Source organism: Shewanella mangrovisoli (assembly GCF_019457635.1).
Classification (GTDB): domain Bacteria; phylum Pseudomonadota; class Gammaproteobacteria; order Enterobacterales; family Shewanellaceae; genus Shewanella; species Shewanella mangrovisoli.
Window position 1 is genome coordinate 3,839,614 of record NZ_CP080412.1, and the last position, 16,861, is coordinate 3,856,474.

Annotated in this window: 15 protein-coding genes; 4 read left to right on the forward strand and 11 right to left on the reverse strand. The window is 47.6% G+C overall.

Translation table 11 applies throughout. The annotated features are described in order from the left end of the window. Positions 1–432 precede the first annotated feature (432 nt). Positions 433–1,254 (forward strand): cytochrome c3 family protein, encoded by an 822-nt coding sequence (locus K0H60_RS16760; RefSeq protein WP_164717971.1) that lies wholly within the window; start codon positions 433–435, stop codon positions 1,252–1,254. A gap of 10 nt (positions 1,255–1,264) precedes the next feature. After that, positions 1,265–1,789 (forward strand): hypothetical protein, encoded by a 525-nt coding sequence (locus K0H60_RS16765; protein WP_220056433.1) that lies wholly within the window; start codon positions 1,265–1,267, stop codon positions 1,787–1,789. A 67-nt stretch (positions 1,790–1,856) separates the two neighbouring features. Here K0H60_RS16765 and K0H60_RS16770 read toward each other — a convergent pair whose 3' ends face one another. The 8 genes from K0H60_RS16770 to tkt all read right to left on the reverse strand — a co-directional run bounded on the left by K0H60_RS16770 (position 1,857) and on the right by tkt (position 11,614). Next, positions 1,857–2,405, reverse strand: coding sequence for a hypothetical protein (locus tag K0H60_RS16770; RefSeq protein ID WP_088210267.1), 549 nt, complete (start codon positions 2,403–2,405; stop codon positions 1,857–1,859). Further along, positions 2,398–3,147 carry a winged helix-turn-helix domain-containing protein gene (locus tag K0H60_RS16775; RefSeq protein WP_220056434.1) on the reverse strand — a complete coding sequence of 250 codons (750 nt, stop codon included), beginning with the start codon at positions 3,145–3,147 and terminating at the stop codon, positions 2,398–2,400. The genes K0H60_RS16770 and K0H60_RS16775 overlap by 8 nt, the downstream gene beginning before the upstream one ends. A gap of 166 nt (positions 3,148–3,313) precedes the next feature. Continuing rightward, the gene (gene nhaD, locus K0H60_RS16780) at positions 3,314–4,783 is read right to left on the reverse strand and encodes a sodium:proton antiporter NhaD (RefSeq protein ID WP_011718151.1); all 1,470 of its coding nucleotides are present in this window, start codon (positions 4,781–4,783) and stop codon (positions 3,314–3,316) included. Positions 4,784–5,023: 240 nt separating this feature from the next. Next, entirely contained in the window at positions 5,024–5,761 is a 738-nt protein-coding gene (locus tag K0H60_RS16785; protein WP_011718152.1) for a DUF481 domain-containing protein, read from the reverse strand. A gap of 137 nt (positions 5,762–5,898) precedes the next feature. Then, positions 5,899–6,966 (reverse strand): class II fructose-bisphosphate aldolase, encoded by a 1,068-nt coding sequence (fba, locus tag K0H60_RS16790; RefSeq protein ID WP_011621571.1) that lies wholly within the window; start codon positions 6,964–6,966, stop codon positions 5,899–5,901. A gap of 199 nt (positions 6,967–7,165) precedes the next feature. After that, a complete protein-coding gene (locus K0H60_RS16795) occupies positions 7,166–8,341 on the reverse strand; it encodes a phosphoglycerate kinase (protein WP_011718153.1) in 1,176 nt (391 codons plus the stop codon). Positions 8,342–8,474: 133 nt separating this feature from the next. Further along, complete coding sequence (gene epd / locus K0H60_RS16800) at positions 8,475–9,491, reverse strand: erythrose-4-phosphate dehydrogenase (protein ID WP_086902639.1); 1,017 nt, start codon at positions 9,489–9,491, stop codon at positions 8,475–8,477. Between the two features lie 128 nt (positions 9,492–9,619). Next, positions 9,620–11,614 (reverse strand): transketolase, encoded by a 1,995-nt coding sequence (gene tkt, locus K0H60_RS16805; protein ID WP_220056435.1) that lies wholly within the window; start codon positions 11,612–11,614, stop codon positions 9,620–9,622. A 479-nt stretch (positions 11,615–12,093) separates the two neighbouring features. On the opposite strand from tkt, the gene metK reads away from it, so the two are divergent. Both metK and K0H60_RS16815 read left to right on the forward strand, forming a co-directional pair. Then, positions 12,094–13,245 carry a methionine adenosyltransferase gene (gene metK, locus K0H60_RS16810; RefSeq protein ID WP_011621567.1) on the forward strand — a complete coding sequence of 384 codons (1,152 nt, stop codon included), beginning with the start codon at positions 12,094–12,096 and terminating at the stop codon, positions 13,243–13,245. Positions 13,246–13,376: 131 nt separating this feature from the next. Next, a complete protein-coding gene (locus tag K0H60_RS16815; protein WP_220056436.1) occupies positions 13,377–13,826 on the forward strand; it encodes a hypothetical protein in 450 nt (149 codons plus the stop codon). Between the two features lie 6 nt (positions 13,827–13,832). Here K0H60_RS16815 and K0H60_RS16820 read toward each other — a convergent pair whose 3' ends face one another. The 3 genes from K0H60_RS16820 to K0H60_RS16830 all read right to left on the reverse strand — a co-directional run bounded on the left by K0H60_RS16820 (position 13,833) and on the right by K0H60_RS16830 (position 16,848). Then, complete coding sequence (locus K0H60_RS16820) at positions 13,833–14,174, reverse strand: hypothetical protein (RefSeq protein ID WP_220056437.1); 342 nt, start codon at positions 14,172–14,174, stop codon at positions 13,833–13,835. Further along, a complete protein-coding gene (locus tag K0H60_RS16825; protein ID WP_220056438.1) occupies positions 14,167–16,182 on the reverse strand; it encodes an EAL domain-containing protein in 2,016 nt (671 codons plus the stop codon). The genes K0H60_RS16820 and K0H60_RS16825 overlap by 8 nt, the downstream gene beginning before the upstream one ends. 117 nt (positions 16,183–16,299) lie before the next feature. Continuing rightward, positions 16,300–16,848, reverse strand: a complete 549-nt coding sequence (locus K0H60_RS16830; RefSeq protein ID WP_220056439.1) for a GNAT family N-acetyltransferase — start codon at positions 16,846–16,848, stop codon at positions 16,300–16,302. Positions 16,849–16,861: the final 13 nt, after the last annotated feature.

The window sequence follows — 16,861 nt, forward strand, 5'->3', positions numbered from 1 at the left end:
ACCTATAAAATCATCGAATTAAGTCTATGCAAGCCTGCTAATGATTACTGTGATCCCGTTAACCCAAGGGGCTAAATAATTAATTTTCGTGAGCTTCCCCCGCAGGCAAATGAGCATAGAACAAAAATCTGCTTCAGCTCACAGCGATAAATACCATTTGCAGCACCCTAGCTTAGTGATAAATCCGCGTAAATTTACATAAATGCCACAAATAATGTGCGTTACCGCAAATTGAAATCGAGCAGAACCACAAAACCACCTAGCAAGCATCGACTAAAACGATTGTTCTTTGCCCACCGCCAACCATTTGAGAAAGCGAAATATCCCCGGCCGCAAATCACACTATTTATTGATGTAGTTTCTAGAATGATGCCATCAACCAATGGTTACTGATTGATAAATAAAAGCAATTAATAAAAGAGGATATTCATGATGAGCATTAATCGACGCCAAGCATTAACTCGCATTATCGGTATCAGCACGGCGGCTGCGGGCGCAACTTTAATGGGTACGTCAGCATTTGCGGCGACCAATGCCGACGGTCAATATCAATTAGCCCTCGGGGAAAAACTCAAATATGTGCCACTCGATGCCATGGCAACCGCAAAACTTGCCTACGAGACGGGTGGCGGCTGTATGCACCAAGTGTTTCATTCGGTTATCACTATGCTAGCGCAATCAAATAGTGCCGATGCCGACAAATTTAAAACCATTCCCACCGCCCTTGCGGGGTATGGTTTTGCTGGGGTCACAGGCCAAGGCACACTCTGTGGTAACCTCAACGCTATTGGTATGTTAGTCAACATCTTAGATGATATTAACGGCCAGAATAGCGCGGTTATCGCCAATACCTTCCGTTACTATGAAAACACCACCTTGCCACTATCGACCCCTGAGTTCGTTGCAGGTATCGGCTCGACAGCGGAAAAAACCGCCCTTGTAGGTAGCTCATCGAAAGCCATGAGTGTGCTGTGCCACTCCTCCATCAGTAACTGGTCACGGGCTTCTGGCCTGCCCTTCGCCAAGAAGGGTGAGCGCTGCTATCGCCTATCGGCCTCTATGGCCTATTACTTGGTGGAACTGCTAAACCGTGCCTATCAGGGCGAGAATATTGGCGCCCTCCCCGGCAGCAAACCCTCACTGGAAGCGCAGGATTGCCAAGTCTGCCACGGCAGCACCAGCACCTTAGGTTCGGCGGCAAGTGTTAAAACCGATATGGAATGCACCACGTGCCACACTGGCCACTTCAATTAAGGAGGCAGTGATGAAATACCCATTACTCGCATTAACCCTAGGTACACTCACCCTTGTCGGCTGTGGTAGTGACGATGATAAATCCGAGGAGGTCACGCCTCCGCCGCCACCGCCGCCGGTCGAAACCACGGTAAGTATCGATGAGGCCACTCAGATTAATCTGGCGGTAGAGCAGTTTGACTCCAACACCGGCAGCTTAGTGTTCTCATTAACCGATGCTAACCAAGCGGCCATTACCGCCGCCAAGAGCTATGACATTTATTACTTTGGTTTCCCTCATAAGGATAAAGCCTCGTCCAATCCTAAGGCTTGGAAACGCTGGCATGTAACCCAAAGTTATCGCTGCCAGAGCCAAGGAGAATGTACGGGTCAACTGACCGAAGTCAAGAATGGCCAATATCAGTTCGAAATCGCGGGTCTCGATTGGCAACAACAGGACCCCAGCGGCGCCGTGTCCCAAATCAAGGTCGCGATTCAGATCTATGGTGCTAAGGCCAATAATGAACTGACATTAGTTCAAGTGACACCTCAGTAGCGACACAGTAAAACCCCTTCATCGCGCCAAAAAAGGCATCCAATGGGATGCCTTTTTATTGCCGACATTAATGACTCCTACAAGCCCACAAATGCCCGCTGGGATAAAACTTAATCAACACGAAATCATTTAAGGTATCCATATCCACAATCTGCATATCGAAACTCATTCTGCCCTGCTCGAACAAAGCTTGGCGGGATTTTCGCACCTCGGCACGCATTAAGTCGGGCACTTCGGTTTGCAGTAGGTCCATTTTTAAATTGGCTTGGTCTAAATTCAGCTTATAAGTCATAGTGCCAGGCTCTAAGGCACTGACTTTGCCGCGGTAAATCAGCGCTGCCAAGTCTTGCCCATCCTGTGCATAGCGATAACTTAACTTAGCGTGATTAGCCTCTATTGCCACATCGAGGGCTAAGCTTTGGCTAAAGGCAGGCAGAGATTCGGCCATAAAAGGCGATTGGTACAGTTTAGCCTGGCAACTCAAATTCAGTTGCTTACTGTTAAAGCTCATGGCGTAAGTGCCCAGCACTATACTGGATAAAACGACAATTATTCCAACTACATGCCATAAACGAAACCTATGGGTTTTCGCCGTTAAATCAGAAAATTTAAGCACAGATCCCCACCATTTTTAGCCATAACTCATCAATCACATCGGCATTAAAATCCTCGGACATCATCTTGATGGTCTCGAATCTCAGCCCATCGGCATCTTCATTTTTTAGCACTAGACTCACAAACTTTTGGTCCGTTGAGATAGTGGCGGCGATGGATTGCCAAGGGAAAACGGCACAAGCCGAAACCTGCGCCAGAAAGTGCTCGACTAATGGCTTCATCGAATGGTCAGTCGGCTGCCCCGTATAGAATTGGATCTCTGACAAATCACCATTATGCATAGGTAATTGCGTCGCATAATTGGGCGCGATGCTTGTAGGGTGGGAGATCCGAGAGCCAACCCAAAACAGGGTTGCCAAGGTCAAGAGCATCAGCAACATAAACTGCGGCATACCTAGTTTAAAAAGCGGCGAATTAAGCTCGGTACGAGATTGTTTTCTAGGGGTGGCGTAAAGGATAAAACCTTGATTAGCAACATTAACTAATAGATGCGCCGCATCGTCACCGAGAAATAACCTTAAGCGACGAATGGTGCTATTGAGCAAGTCATCGGCACGCATAGACAATTTGAGTTGCGGCCGAATCGCCTGCTGCAACTCCATGCGAGAAACGACTTTGCCGCGCTGTGCACTCAGCAGAGAAAGTATTTGAAATTCATCCGCACTCAATAACCAGCTGCGTCCTGAAGCCGAATCAACCAGCACTTGTTCCTGTGCATTAAACCAACAAGCGCCTATTTGCATCTCGGCCTCTTTCATCATCTTACTTGAGGCCGAGTATACAATTCGAGCTAAAACAACGCAGTGATCTTAATGCCACCTAACATGGTCAGATGAATAATCTGTGAAACACATCAATAAAACATTTAATGCTAAAAATAAACAACGATACATTGTGTTTCATTTGTTTTTAGAACATTGCCGCATTGAGCCACATATGTACCAAAATGCTAGCAATATAGCCGAGCGCGATCACAGGCGTCCAACGTAAATGGGCGCCGAAGGTGTAAATCCCCCTCGCCTGTCCCATCAAGGCAACCCCTGCCGCACTGCCGATGGATAACAAACTGCCCCCAACGCCCGCGGTTAAGGTCACCAGTAACCATTGACCGAGGGCCATCTCTGGGTTCATGGTCAACACGGCGAACATCACTGGAATATTATCGACAATGGAAGACAACAGACCAATAGCCACGTTGGCATAGGTTGCATCCCAATGGGAATACAGTGCCTCAGACACTAAGCTCAAATACCCCATAAAGCCAAGGCCGCCCACACATAACACCACACCGTAGAAGAACAGTAAGGTATCCCATTCGGCGCGGGAGATCCGGCTAAACACATCGAAGGGCACCACGCTGCCAAGTTGTTGTAGTCGTTGTTTATCCTGACGTAATTCCGCCTTAGCACGCTCACGGGCAACGGATTTGTCGAAGGTCTTACGCAGGTAATAACCAAAGAACTGTAGGAAGCCCAGACCCGTCATCATCCCAAGCACTGGTGGCATGCCGAAGAAGGAATGAGCACACACAGCCGTCGCAATCGTCAACAGGAATAAAGCCACGATACGTTTAGCACCGGGTTTAGTGTACACCTGCTCTTTTTCAGGCTCTGGCACATAACGTGGAATAAACACGCTCATTATGGCCGCAGGCAAGGCAAAGTTGACCAAGGCGGGAATAAACAGATGGAAGAAGTCAGCAAAGTGCACTAAGCCCTTTTGCCACACCATCAGGGTGGTGATATCGCCAAAGGGACTAAAGGCACCGCCCGCATTCGCCGCAACCACAATGTTAATACACGCCAGCGTAATAAATTTGCGCTGCCCCGCGCCGACCTTCATCACCACGGCACACATCAATAATGCTGTAGTTAAGTTATCGGCCACCGGTGAAATGAAGAATGCCATAAACCCCGTCAGCCAGAACACAGTTCGCAGGCTAAATCCCCGTCCGACTAGCCAACCGCGGATCGCATCGAATAAGTTACGTTCCTCCATGGCGTTGATATAAGTCATCGCCACTAATAGGAAGAGTAATAACTCGGCGTATTCCAGTAGATTGTGCTTAAAGGCGGCCTCGGAAACCTCCGACATGCCATTTTGCACATACACAAAACCTATCATGCCCCAAATAATGCCGGCTGCGACCAATACGGGTTTGGATTTACGCAGGTGCAGCGCCTCTTCGGCCATCACCAAAATATAGGCGAGTACGAAGACGCATACGGCAATATATCCCACTGATGCAGCGGTTAAATCGAGCCGTTCTGTTCCTTCGGTCATTGCCCAAACTGCTGGTGAGAATCCGCTCAATATTGCAACGCAGAATAGGCTAGCGAGCACCACTCCACTGTTTTTAAACCACCGCTGTAATTTCATCAAAGTTGATCTCTGCAAGGGAAATTAGTTCGAAAATTACCATAGCTCGGGCTCTGTAAATTTTGACAAAACGCAACTTTCTATGCATTTCCCGATAACCAAGGGTATCTACAACATTAATTTTTGTATAACTACAGACATAACTAATAAAGAATTAACTAACTTTGTTTCAAGTTAGTCCAAAAACAGCCAATAAAAAAGCACCTCTCGGTGCTTTTTTATTGATATCAATCACATTGATTAGAACGAATAGAGCAAGGTCATATTTGTTTCGGTATCAGTGCTCTTTTTATCATCCAGCGGCTCGCTGTTGTAACGCACGATAATCGCAAACTTCATCGCCAAGGCGCCAATAATATTGGCCGTCAGCGAGGTTTCTGAACGCGCATCTAATTTATCGCCGTAGTCGGCCACAAAACGTTGCTGGAATTTTGAGGTTTCAGTGATTTCAGTTTCGAAGTTGATCACGCCGTGGGCAACCACGCTGTCATTCGAATCTGTACCTTCTAGCAGGGCTTGCTCTGAATCGAGGCGTTGATAGATGTAACCGGGACCGATTTCCACATCCAAGAAGGTCTTGCTGGTGTCATAGAGTCTGTGACCATAACCCGCCGCGCCTGAAACTGTGTAGTCATAACCAGTAAAAGGGTCGACTTCGTAGTTAGCGTTGGCAAACAGATAGCTGCGATCTGTCATCTTATAGTTGCCTTGAGCACCCGCTAAATAACGTTTAGCTGTCACTTCACCCGTATCTTCTTTGTACAAACCTTCTAAAAGATATTGGTTTTCCCAGTCACCCAATTCGTGTTTTAGGCTTAAGCGGCCCTTATAGGATGAGGTATCGGTGTTACCTGTGGTTAAGGTTGCACCTAACTCGGCTTCACCTGCGAATGTCTTGTCGCCTTTTACAAAATCGGCTCCCGCATTAGCCATAAATGGCGCAGTCATTAATAGCGCTGCGGTCAGTACTTTCTTCATGTTTATCCGTTCCTGTTGCGTTTTATCCCCTAAAAAATCTGCGCAATACTAACATTTACGATTAAAAAATGAAAATTCAACGGTTTTTTGCATAAAAAAGCCCGCTAATCAGCGGGCTTTTAAACGTGCTTTAAGCCTTACAGGTTGATCTTAGGATCTAAAGCACCTGACTGATAAGCTTTGTACATTGCTTGTAAAGACAATGGCTTAATCTTAGAAGCTTGACCCGCACAACCGAAGGCTTCGTAGCGAACAGTACAGATGTCTGCCATCGCTTCCATAGAGGCTTTCAGGAACTTACGTGGGTCGAACTCGCTTGGGTGTTCGGCCAAGTATTTACGTACCGCACCGGTAGACGCTAAGCGTAAATCGGTATCGATGTTCACTTTACGCACACCGTGTTTGATACCTTCAACGATTTCTTCTAATGGCACGCCGTAAGTTTCAGGAATTTGACCACCGTATTGGTTGATGATCTGTAACCATTCTTGAGGTACTGAAGATGAACCGTGCATCACTAAGTGAGTGTTAGGAATGCGGGCATGGATTTCTTTGATGCGGTCGATACGCAGAACATCACCCGTTGGTTTACGGCTGAACTTGTATGCACCGTGGCTAGTACCAATCGCAATCGCCAGCGCGTCAACATGGGTATCAGCAACGAAGCGTGCCGCTTCTTCTGGGCTGGTCAGCAGTTGGTCGTGGCTTAATACGCCTTCTGCGCCGACACCGTCTTCTTCACCAGCAGTACCGGTTTCTAAGCTGCCTAAACAACCGATTTCACCCTCTACAGACACACCACAAGCGTGGGCGAATGCTACGGTTCTGCGAGTAACATCAACGTTGTACTCGTAAGAAGCAGGGGTTTTACCGTCGGCCATTAATGAACCGTCCATCATGACTGATGACATACCTAATTGGATAGAACGCTGACAGATGTCAGGATCGGTACCGTGGTCCTGGTGAATACAGACTGGGATATCTGGATACTGCTCAAGTGCAGCCGTCATCAGGTATTTTAAGAATTGTGGACGCGCATATTTACGTGCACCCGCAGAGGCTTGCACGATAACAGGGCTGTCTGTGGCTTCTGCGGCCTGCATGATGGCGCGCATTTGCTCAAGGTTGTTTACGTTGAACGCTGGCACACCGTATCCATGCTCTGCCGCGTGATCGAGTAGTTGTCGTAGGGAAATTAACGCCATTTTTTAACTCCAATAATAGGGTGACTGTCACATCAACGTTAGGTCACCGAGGTCGCTATCGTTTGGATGGATTTTTATGCTCAATCACTCAAGAACAACTTAGCCGTCTTAAGAGAATGAGCGGTTTTTTATAATTTTTTTATCAAGTTTTAGTGCCATCGCAGCGCCCTGCCGCGATGGCGCAATACCTAACTCAATGTTAGGCACCGCGTTGTTTTAGCATAGCTACAGCCGGTAACTCTTTGCCTTCTAAAAACTCAAGGAAAGCGCCACCGCCAGTAGAAATGTAAGAGACTTTATCGGCGATATCATACTTGTCGACCGCCGCTAAGGTGTCACCACCGCCAGCGATAGAGAAGGCTTTAGAATCAGCGATAGCTTGCGCGATACGCTTAGTACCTTCACCGAATTGGTCGAACTCGAACACGCCCACAGGGCCGTTCCATACGATAGTGCCAGCAGACTCGATGATTTTCGCTAACGCTTCGGCACTGTCGGGGCCGATGTCGAAAATCATGTCGCTATCGCCCACTTCATTGACCGCTTTTAAGGTCGCGGCGGCCGTTGGGCTAAACTCACCCGCAACAACCACATCGGTAGGTACAGGAATGTCGCCACCGCGGCTTTGGGCGTTCGCCACTAAGCGCTTAGCTTCATCGATTAAATCAGCTTCATACAGTGACTTACCAACATTGTGACCCGCCGCAGCAATAAAGGTGTTGGCAATACCGCCACCCACAACTAATTGGTCAACGATGCCAGATAAGCTTTCTAATACGGTCAGCTTAGTCGACACTTTAGAACCGCCAACGATGGCCACTAATGGGCGCGCTGGGTTGTCTAAGGCTTTGCCTAACGCTTCTAACTCTTGTGCTAATAATGGGCCTGCACAGGCGATAGGAGCGTGTAAGCCAACACCATTGGTTGACGCTTCCGCCCGGTGAGCGGTACCGAAGGCATCCATCACATACACATCACATAAGGCCGCCATTTTCTTTGACAGGGCTTCGTCGTTTTTCTTCTCGCCTTTGTTGAAGCGAACGTTTTCAAACACAACCACTTCGCCTACCGCAACTTCAACGCCGTCTAAATAGTCGGTCGCTAAGCGCACAGGGCAAGACAGGGCTTTGGCCAAGTAATCGACCACAGGTTGCATGGAGAATTCGCTGTTGTATTCACCTTCGGTTGGACGACCTAAGTGAGACATCACCATTACCGCAGCGCCTTTGGCAAGGGCTAATTCGATAGTGGGAAGAGAGGCGCGCAGACGTGCATCACTGGTGACGACGCCGTTGCTGACTGGCACATTGAGATCTTCACGAATAAGCACTCGCTTACCTTGGAGATCTAAATCTGACATATTGATAATTGCCATGGTAACGCTTCCTTTTATAATCAAAAAAACAAACTGGTTTTTGCATCAATCGGTTAGCTTAGATAGCTACTCGGCACTCGACATCCCGTCGAATTGGCCACTAGGCTTAACCCATTGGTATAAATTCTTATCTTCAGCTTTGTTTAGCTGCAATCATCGCCAAACTGGTATCCAGCATACGATTTGCAAAGCCCCACTCGTTATCGCACCACAGCAACAGTTTAACCAACTGCCCTGCGCTCACCCGAGTCTGGGTGCCATCGACAATACTTGAGCGCGGATCATGGTTAAAATCACAGGATACGAGCGGCTCATCAGTATAGCCTAAGATACCGTTAAATCGTCCATTGGCGGCCAATTCTAACACTTGATTGACGGTGGCAATATCCACTGTTTTATCTAATGTTACCGAAAGATCGATAGCTGTAACGTTGATCGTGGGAACGCGCACCGAAATCGCCTCAAACTTGTCTTTCATGTGCGGCAAAATCCGCTCGATACCGCGGGCAAGTTTAGTGTCGACGGGGATGATTGACTGACCCGCAGCTCGGGTGCGGCGTAAGTCATCATGATAGGCATCAATCACTTGCTGATCGTTCATCGCCGAATGGATAGTGGTAATCGCGCCGCTTTTCACGCCAAAGTGTTTATCCAGCACGTCGATAACGGGCACGATACAGTTGGTCGTACAAGAGGCGTTGGAGACCACAGTATGCTCGGCGCGCAGTAAGTCTTGGTTCACACCGTAAACGATAGTGCCGTCAACATCGGCAGAAGAAGGGTGACTGATTAAGACCTGTTTGGCGCCTGCGTGGATATGGGCCTCGCAACTGTTGCGATCTAAGATGGCGCCAGTCGCTTCATAGACGATGTCGATGTCCATCTCGCGCCAAGGCAGCTTGGCTGGATCCGGTTCGTGGAGAATTTTGATGACGTCATCGCCGATCAGCATCTGATCATCGACTAATTTGACTCTGGGCTGAAACCGACCGTGGGTAGTGTCGTACTGGGTCAGATGAATGATGGCTTCGGGCTTAGCCAACTCGTTGATTGCGACAATTTGTATTTGCTGACGTTTTCCGGACTCATATAAAGCGCGAAGGATTGAGCGGCCAATACGACCATAACCATTGATTGCGACTCGGATCATTGAGGTCTTTATTTCCTCTTAACAATACTGCATATACAAAAACGGCCTGCAAACGATTGCAGGCCGCATTATACAGATTAACCTTTCAAAAGTTTAACCTTTTGTCGGTAATCTCATCACCTAAGCGATTAGCCTAGTGATTTTGCAGCATTCAGCACATTTTCAACGGTGAAACCGAAGTGCTTCAGCAGCACGTTGCCTGGCGCAGACTCACCAAAAGTGGTCATGCCAACAACAGTGCCTTCGAAACCAACATACTTGTACCAGAAGTCAGTATGGGCCGCTTCGATAGCGATACGCTTAGTCACAGCTTTTGGCAGTACAGACTCTTTGTAAGCGGCATCTTGCTTATCAAACTCAGTGTTTGATGGCATAGAAACCACGCGAACTTGTTTGCCTTGTTCGGTCAGCGCTGCAGCCGCTTCTACCGCTAATTGCACTTCACTACCAGTCGCAATCAGGATGTACTCAGGTGCACCAGCACAGTCTTGCAGTACGTAAGCGCCTTTTGCCACATTCGCTAATTGCTCAGCAGTACGTGCTTGAGCCTTCAGGTTTTGACGGCTGAATACTAGCGATGTTGGTGCATGACGACGTTCGATAGCCGCTTTCCATGCCACTGCGGTTTCAGCCGCGTCACATGGGCGCCATACCGCCATGTTTGGCGTCATACGCAGGTTAGCTAATTGCTCAACTGGTTGGTGAGTTGGACCATCTTCACCTTGACCGATAGAGTCATGGGTGTAAACGAAGATGTTTTGAATGCCCATCAGTGCAGACATACGTACTGCGTTACGTGCGTATTCCATGAACATCATGAACGTCGCGCCGTAGTTGATGAAACCACCATGGAGTGACACACCGTTCATGATGCCACTCATACCGAACTCACGTACACCGTAGTACACGTAGTTACCTGCTGGATCTTCTTGAATACCTTTAGAACCTGCCCACAAGGTCAGATTAGAACCCGCTAAGTCAGCACTGCCGCCTAACAGTTCAGGCAGAACCGCACCGAAAGCGGCAATCGCGTTTTGTGACGCTTTACGGCTCGCGATGCCTTCGCCTTTCGCTTGGCATTCTTGGATAAATGCTTGCGCTTTAGCTTCGAAATCGGCTGGTAATTCACCTTTCAGCACACGGCGCTCGTATTCGGCAGCCAGTTCTGGGTAAGCAGCAGCGTAAGCGGCAAACTTGTCGTTCCAAGCCGCTTCACGGGCGTTACCGGCTTCTTTAGCATCCCAACCTGCGTATACGTCGGCAGGGATTTCGAATGGCGCATGTGGCCAGCCTAAGAATTCACGGGCCGCTGCGATTTCAGCATCACCTAATGGTGCGCCGTGGCAATCGTGGCTGCCAGATTTGTTTGGTGAACCAAAACCGATAATGGTTTTGCAGCAGATCATGGTTGGCTTGTCGGTCACCGCTTTTGCCGCTTCGATAGCTGCGCGAATCGCATCGCTATCGTGACCATCAACGTTAGCAATCACGTGCCAGCCGTATGATTCGAAACGTTTTGGCGTGTCATCGGTAAACCAGCCTTCAACATGACCGTCGATAGAGATGCCGTTGTCATCCCAAAATGCGATCAGTTTGCCTAGGCCTAAGGTACCTGCCAGAGAACAAGCTTCGTGGGAAATACCTTCCATCAAGCAGCCATCGCCGAGGAAGCAGTAAGTGTAGTGGTCAACAATATCGTGACCTTCACGGTTGAACTGTGCCGCTAAGGTTTTTTCTGCAATCGCCATACCCACAGCGTTGCTGATCCCCGCCCCTAATGGGCCAGTGGTGGTTTCAACACCTGGGGTGTAACCGTATTCTGGGTGACCCGGGGTTTTTGAATGTAACTGACGGAATTGCTTCAGTTCATCGATAGGCAGGTCGTAGCCAGTCAGGTGTAATAAAGAGTAGATCAGCATAGATCCGTGACCGTTAGAGAGGATAAAACGATCTCTATCTACCCATTTCGGATTGTTCGGATTGTGCTTAAGGAAATCATTCCACAGCACTTCAGCAATATCTGCCATGCCCATTGGGGCGCCAGGGTGGCCTGAGTTTGCTTTTTGAACTGCATCCATACTTAACGCACGGATTGCGTTGGCGAGTACTTTACGGGAAGACATGCTCTCTCCTGCTTAATTTGTGGGGTCTAGCGGGCAATTTGGACGCATATTTTCCCCTACATAGCGAAGCGACGCAAACGAAAATTGCATTCCACTGTCCAGTCTGGTGGATTACACCTTTGAAGGTTTAGGCGAATTCATCTTAAAACACATTAAACATATTTGTAATACAATAATTCAAATATGTTATATCCTTTGTCACATTTAGTCCCATAGCAATCAGGCTACAACCTTGGTTTGAGCTTAGCTCAGCGACAACTTACCCACCTCATCTGGAACAAAAACCACATACCACTATCAATTCATTGAGTTAGAGCAGAAACTCCAGCGCCGCAAACTCTCCCCGATTTGGGGCTTACCTCACTTTACACACAAATATTTAGTTTAGGGGGTGTCAACCAAGGGAAATTCCACTAAAATAGCCGTCTAGATGTAGATGCTTCTACACGTTTGATTGCTAACGACGAGATTTTCCTACTATGGCAAAGCACTTGTTTACTTCTGAGTCGGTCTCAGAAGGTCATCCCGATAAGATTGCAGATCAGATTTCTGATGCTGTGCTAGACGCGATTCTGGCCCAAGATCCTAAAGCACGTGTTGCGTGCGAAACATATGTCAAAACTGGCATGGTATTAGTAGGTGGCGAAGTGACCACCTCTGCCTGGGTTGATATTGAAGAGCTGACCCGTAAAACGGTTCGTGAAATTGGTTATGTCCATTCCGATATGGGCTTCGATGCCGATTCTTGCGCAGTATTAAATGCGATTGGTAAACAGTCTCCAGACATCAACCAAGGTGTCGACCGTGCCGATCCAAAAGAACAAGGTGCCGGCGACCAAGGTTTAATGTTTGGTTATGCCAGCAACGAAACTGACATTCTGATGCCAGCGCCAATCACCTATGCCCACGCATTAGTGAAGCGCCAATCAGAAGTACGTAAAGATGGCACTCTGCCATGGTTACGCCCAGATGCGAAAAGCCAAGTCACCTTCGCTTACGAAGACAACAAAATTGTTGGTATCGATGCGATCGTACTGTCTACCCAACACAGCCCAGACATCGCCCAAGCGGATCTGATCGAAGGCGTGATGGAAACCATCATCAAGCCAGTTCTGCCAGCACAATGGCTGAACAAGGACACTAAATACTTCATCAACCCAACTGGCCGTTTCGTTATCGGTGGCCCAATGGGTGACTGTGGTTTAACCGGTCGTAAGATCATCGTAGATACCTACGGCGGTATGGCACGTCACGGTGGTGGTGCTTTCTCTGGTAAAGACCCATCAAAAGTTGACCGTAGTGCGGCCTATGCTGCCCGTTATGTAGCGAAAAACATCGTTGCAGCAGGCTTAGCGGACCGTTGTGAGATCCAAGTGTCTTACGCTATCGGTGTGGCTGAACCTACGTCTATCAGCGTTGAGACCTTCGGTACTGGTAAAGTGTCTGAAGAAGTCTTAATCAAGTTAGTCCGTCAACACTTCGACCTGCGTCCATACGGCCTGACTGAAATGTTGAACCTGGCTCGCCCAATTTATCAAGCAACCGCCGCTTATGGTCACTTTGGCCGTAACGAGTTCCCTTGGGAAGCGACGGATAAAGCTGACGCACTGCGGGCCGATGCAGGTCTATAATCTGCATTAAGATCACGCTTTCGCTTGTAAAAAAACCGCCTAAGGGCGGTTTTTTTATGCTTAGGATGCATTGCCTAACCCCATCATAATCAGCAAGATGGCTTTATTTGCGGGCAAAAGACAGGGACTCAATGAAGTCGTTAATCGCACAACTCCAATCCTGTTCTTGGGCGACCAAGGTGGGCCATAACGAGCCCATGACCAAAACCTTAGGCAGCCTTGAAGAAATCACCACTTATCTTGAAAAGGATCCCGACCGTTTTTTCGAACCGCCCTACTCCGAACCCTATGAAAGCTTATGCGTTAGCGACCATCAGCAGGCCGACAGATTAAAGCCCCAAGTCTCTAGCGAAATCGTCGCTCAAATCGCGAAAACCGCCTATCTGGAAACGTGGAAAATAATGCCCGTTGCTGAGATTTGCGCACTGGTGTCAGATGATGCCGATACCTTAGCCACTTTACTGCTAGCCGATGCAACGCTCTCAGAATTTACCCAAGAACGTTTAGCCTGGTACTTACAAGGACGGCTTCCTTTTGGCTATCAAGGGAATTATCCGACGGGAGAATGGTTAATCCTTTGATTCGGATTAACAGTGGTCAAAATGGGCGTTTTGCATACACAGCAGGTTTATCTGCGCGGCGGATAACAGTGCACATTCTTGCACGCCGATAATCCTTGCACCTTGAACGGCCTCAAGTGTTAAACGTTCTATAGCCGCACTGTAGGCATTGGTTCTGCCGCAATCGAGCCAACAATCCTCAATCTGCAGCCAATAGTGGGGGCGACTATCGTCGCAATCGACTTCAAATCCACGGGCTGTACATTGCTGCAACGCGCACTCGGATAATAAGACTCGCAAATTATCCCAAGCCGACAAATTGGCATTGGCGTATGTCGTCAGCAGATTGCTGACCAAGGTATCACTCACTATTTCTCTCCAACCAAAAGGCTTTAGCCTCGGGTCCTGGCATCGCCTTAGCGTATAACCAGCCCTGCACATAACTCACCCCCGCCGCGTTAACAAACTCGGCTTCTTCAGGGGTTTCAACTCCTTCGGCAATCAAACTGAAGCCTAAACTATTACAAAGCTTACAGATTTGCAGATACAAGGTACGCCCTTTGGGCTCACTGGTGTTGGCCAGAATACTGCGGTCGAGCTTAATGCCATCCACATTGATCCGACTCAGTAAACTTAAGCTAGAAAACCCTGTCCCGAAGTCATCTAAGAAAAAGCTAAACCCATGTTGTTTAAGCTGCTTCATGCTGTTATCGATACGATTTAAATCCAACATAAAGGCCGATTCTAACATCTCAATTTCGACTCGGTTGGCGACGCTGCCTAACCTTTCATTCATGGTCGCCAACAATTGGGGATCGGTAATATTGTTTGGGTCGATATTGATGCTCACTTTTGGGTAAAAGCCTTCTAATTCCCAGCGAGCGAGATCCTCTGCAACCGTATTAATCACAAAGCGGTCGATGATATGGGAATAGCCTGCACGCTGAAAGGCATCAATAAAATATGGCCCCTTTAACCTACCATGTTCATCCTTCAGGCGAATAAGCGCTTCATATCCAACAACATGATTAGTGCTTAAGGCAATTTTAGGCTGATAGTGTAGTTGCAACTCACCCGCCAAGACTTCTTTGATGGTCTTCTCGAGGTTTAATTCGGCCTTAAGTGATTCGGACTGCTGCTGTGAATAATGCTGCTCCGTCATGCGGTCGATATCTGCTTGAAACTGCACGCGTTTGATTAACTCGCTATCAAACTCATAATGCTCAGACATCAAGGAGAAACGCCGTACAAAGGGCAGATAAATCAATACCCCAAGTCCTATCAATAACACTTGGAAAAACACCGCACTGATATGGCCGCTGGCAATGTAAGCGTTGAGCAATGGCGGTGTGATCCAAGGAAAACTGTGCCCCTCGAAGCTTAAGATCCCAACATGGATAGCACTGTAAGCTAAGATAAAATTAACCAGTGGGGATAGGATAAACGGCACTAATAAGCGCGGATTAAAGATAATCGGTAGGCCGTAAATCAGAATTTCATTGATGTTAAAAATCGCAAAGGGTGTGGCAATTTTGGCAATATGCCGAGTGGCACTGTCTTTAGCGCCAATAAAAATGGCAATGATCAGCGATAGAGTGGCACCGCTACCGCCGTAGAGAATAAACAAGTCCATAAACTGGCTCGCCGTTAAATGCGGCACCAGTTGCATTAAACCATTATCGACGCCAATCAGCAGTAGATAGGCGTTATCGCCATGCACTCCAAAACACCAGAGCACATGGGTGAGCAGGATCCGCATAAACAGTTGCACGCCGAGGCTCGCTTGCTGCAACCCTTCTATAAATGGCGCAAATAACCATTCTAAAAAGATAGAAGCTTCGGCAACGATGGCAAACAGACCGATAAAACCAATCACTATAGGGAAGAATAAATTTAAATGTTGCTTTAAGTAACGACTCAGCGCCTTCGCTTTAATCAGTTGCAGCCCCTTCCATGCACTCAAAAAACGTAATAAATAGGCAGAGATAATTGGCAAAACCGCAATGCGTGGGTCTGCCAAAATGGCGCGCACATAATCGAGATTAAATACATTACCCGTATCTTGAGCATTAATGGCGAGTAAAATACTGAGCGACAAAGAACACACCACAATTGCCGACAGTTGTAGATATTTAGCAAAGTGAAAGGACAAAGAAATCAGTGCAAGTAATGGAAAAATCTTTGAAAGTTGCACCGAAAAAAAACTAATTCCCTGATGAAATGCAGAGCCTTGCCAAGTCGGGATACTGATATCGAGTAAGGCAATAATCAGGGATAGAAACGAATTAATCAAAATAAAAGGCAGTAACGCGATAAAGGATTCACGTATCGAAATGAGAAAACTTCTATCAAGAAATTGGCGTAGCTCAAACTTCATAGCAGCATTTATATTGATTAGTATTCTCTAACCATAGTCGATACAGAGTATTCCTCATAACGATATGCACTAAATACTGAGTTTCCAAGCAAGAACAAGTGTCAATCTCGATGTTCACTAAGCTTGAGTGCGCGCCACCATTAAATAGTAATCTCTTGCCGAAACGGTAAAGAAATCGACCACTTGCATTGTTGCCTTTTGGGTATGAGCGGCAAAGGAACGCTCGTTTTCCTCGGCAATAAAGGTCACAGCATAGGCAAAATGAGGGGCAAGTTGCTGATAAATCCCCTTCACCAATGCTTCAAAAACCCCCTGACCTCGATAGTGTTTATCTATCCAAATGGGGCCATACTGACAAGTATTCAGCTTCGTTAACTTAGGGCCGTCCCACTCGGCCTTAACTAAGCGATTGAGGAGCGTGCGATAAACTGGCCAAGTTTCGAAAAAGGCCCAACGCCCGGCAATCACATAACCAATAATCCGCTCTTTATCCTCGGCCACCACCACCCAATGTCGAGTGACTAATTCGGTCAGCTCACTACGGCCAAAGGCTTGCCCCTCCAAGCCCATCGCCGAAGACGCCAGTTCATCATTGAGGAAGGTTTTTTCCAATAAAACTAAAGAATCAATATCTTGTGTCGTAGCTGGGCGTATATTTACTGTCATTCTCTAAACTCAA

What these genes read in the sequence shown, in the direction of transcription:
- K0H60_RS16760 (WP_164717971.1), top strand. Translation starts at nt 433, where the DNA reads ATGAGCATTAATCGACGCCAAGCATTAACTCGCATTATCGGTATCAGC.
- K0H60_RS16765 (WP_220056433.1), top strand. Translation starts at nt 1,265, where the DNA reads ATGAAATACCCATTACTCGCATTAACCCTAGGTACACTCACCCTTGTC.
- K0H60_RS16775 (WP_220056434.1), bottom strand. Translation starts at nt 3,147, where the DNA reads ATGCAAATAGGCGCTTGTTGGTTTAATGCACAGGAACAAGTGCTGGTT.
- nhaD (WP_011718151.1), bottom strand. Translation starts at nt 4,783, where the DNA reads ATGAAATTACAGCGGTGGTTTAAAAACAGTGGAGTGGTGCTCGCTAGC.
- K0H60_RS16785 (WP_011718152.1), bottom strand. Translation starts at nt 5,761, where the DNA reads ATGAAGAAAGTACTGACCGCAGCGCTATTAATGACTGCGCCATTTATG.
- fba (WP_011621571.1), bottom strand. Translation starts at nt 6,966, where the DNA reads ATGGCGTTAATTTCCCTACGACAACTACTCGATCACGCGGCAGAGCAT.
- K0H60_RS16795 (WP_011718153.1), bottom strand. Translation starts at nt 8,341, where the DNA reads ATGGCAATTATCAATATGTCAGATTTAGATCTCCAAGGTAAGCGAGTG.
- epd (WP_086902639.1), bottom strand. Translation starts at nt 9,491, where the DNA reads ATGATCCGAGTCGCAATCAATGGTTATGGTCGTATTGGCCGCTCAATC.
- tkt (WP_220056435.1), bottom strand. Translation starts at nt 11,614, where the DNA reads ATGTCTTCCCGTAAAGTACTCGCCAACGCAATCCGTGCGTTAAGTATG.
- metK (WP_011621567.1), top strand. Translation starts at nt 12,094, where the DNA reads ATGGCAAAGCACTTGTTTACTTCTGAGTCGGTCTCAGAAGGTCATCCC.
- K0H60_RS16815 (WP_220056436.1), top strand. Translation starts at nt 13,377, where the DNA reads ATGAAGTCGTTAATCGCACAACTCCAATCCTGTTCTTGGGCGACCAAG.
- K0H60_RS16825 (WP_220056438.1), bottom strand. Translation starts at nt 16,182, where the DNA reads ATGAAGTTTGAGCTACGCCAATTTCTTGATAGAAGTTTTCTCATTTCG.
- K0H60_RS16830 (WP_220056439.1), bottom strand. Translation starts at nt 16,848, where the DNA reads ATGACAGTAAATATACGCCCAGCTACGACACAAGATATTGATTCTTTA.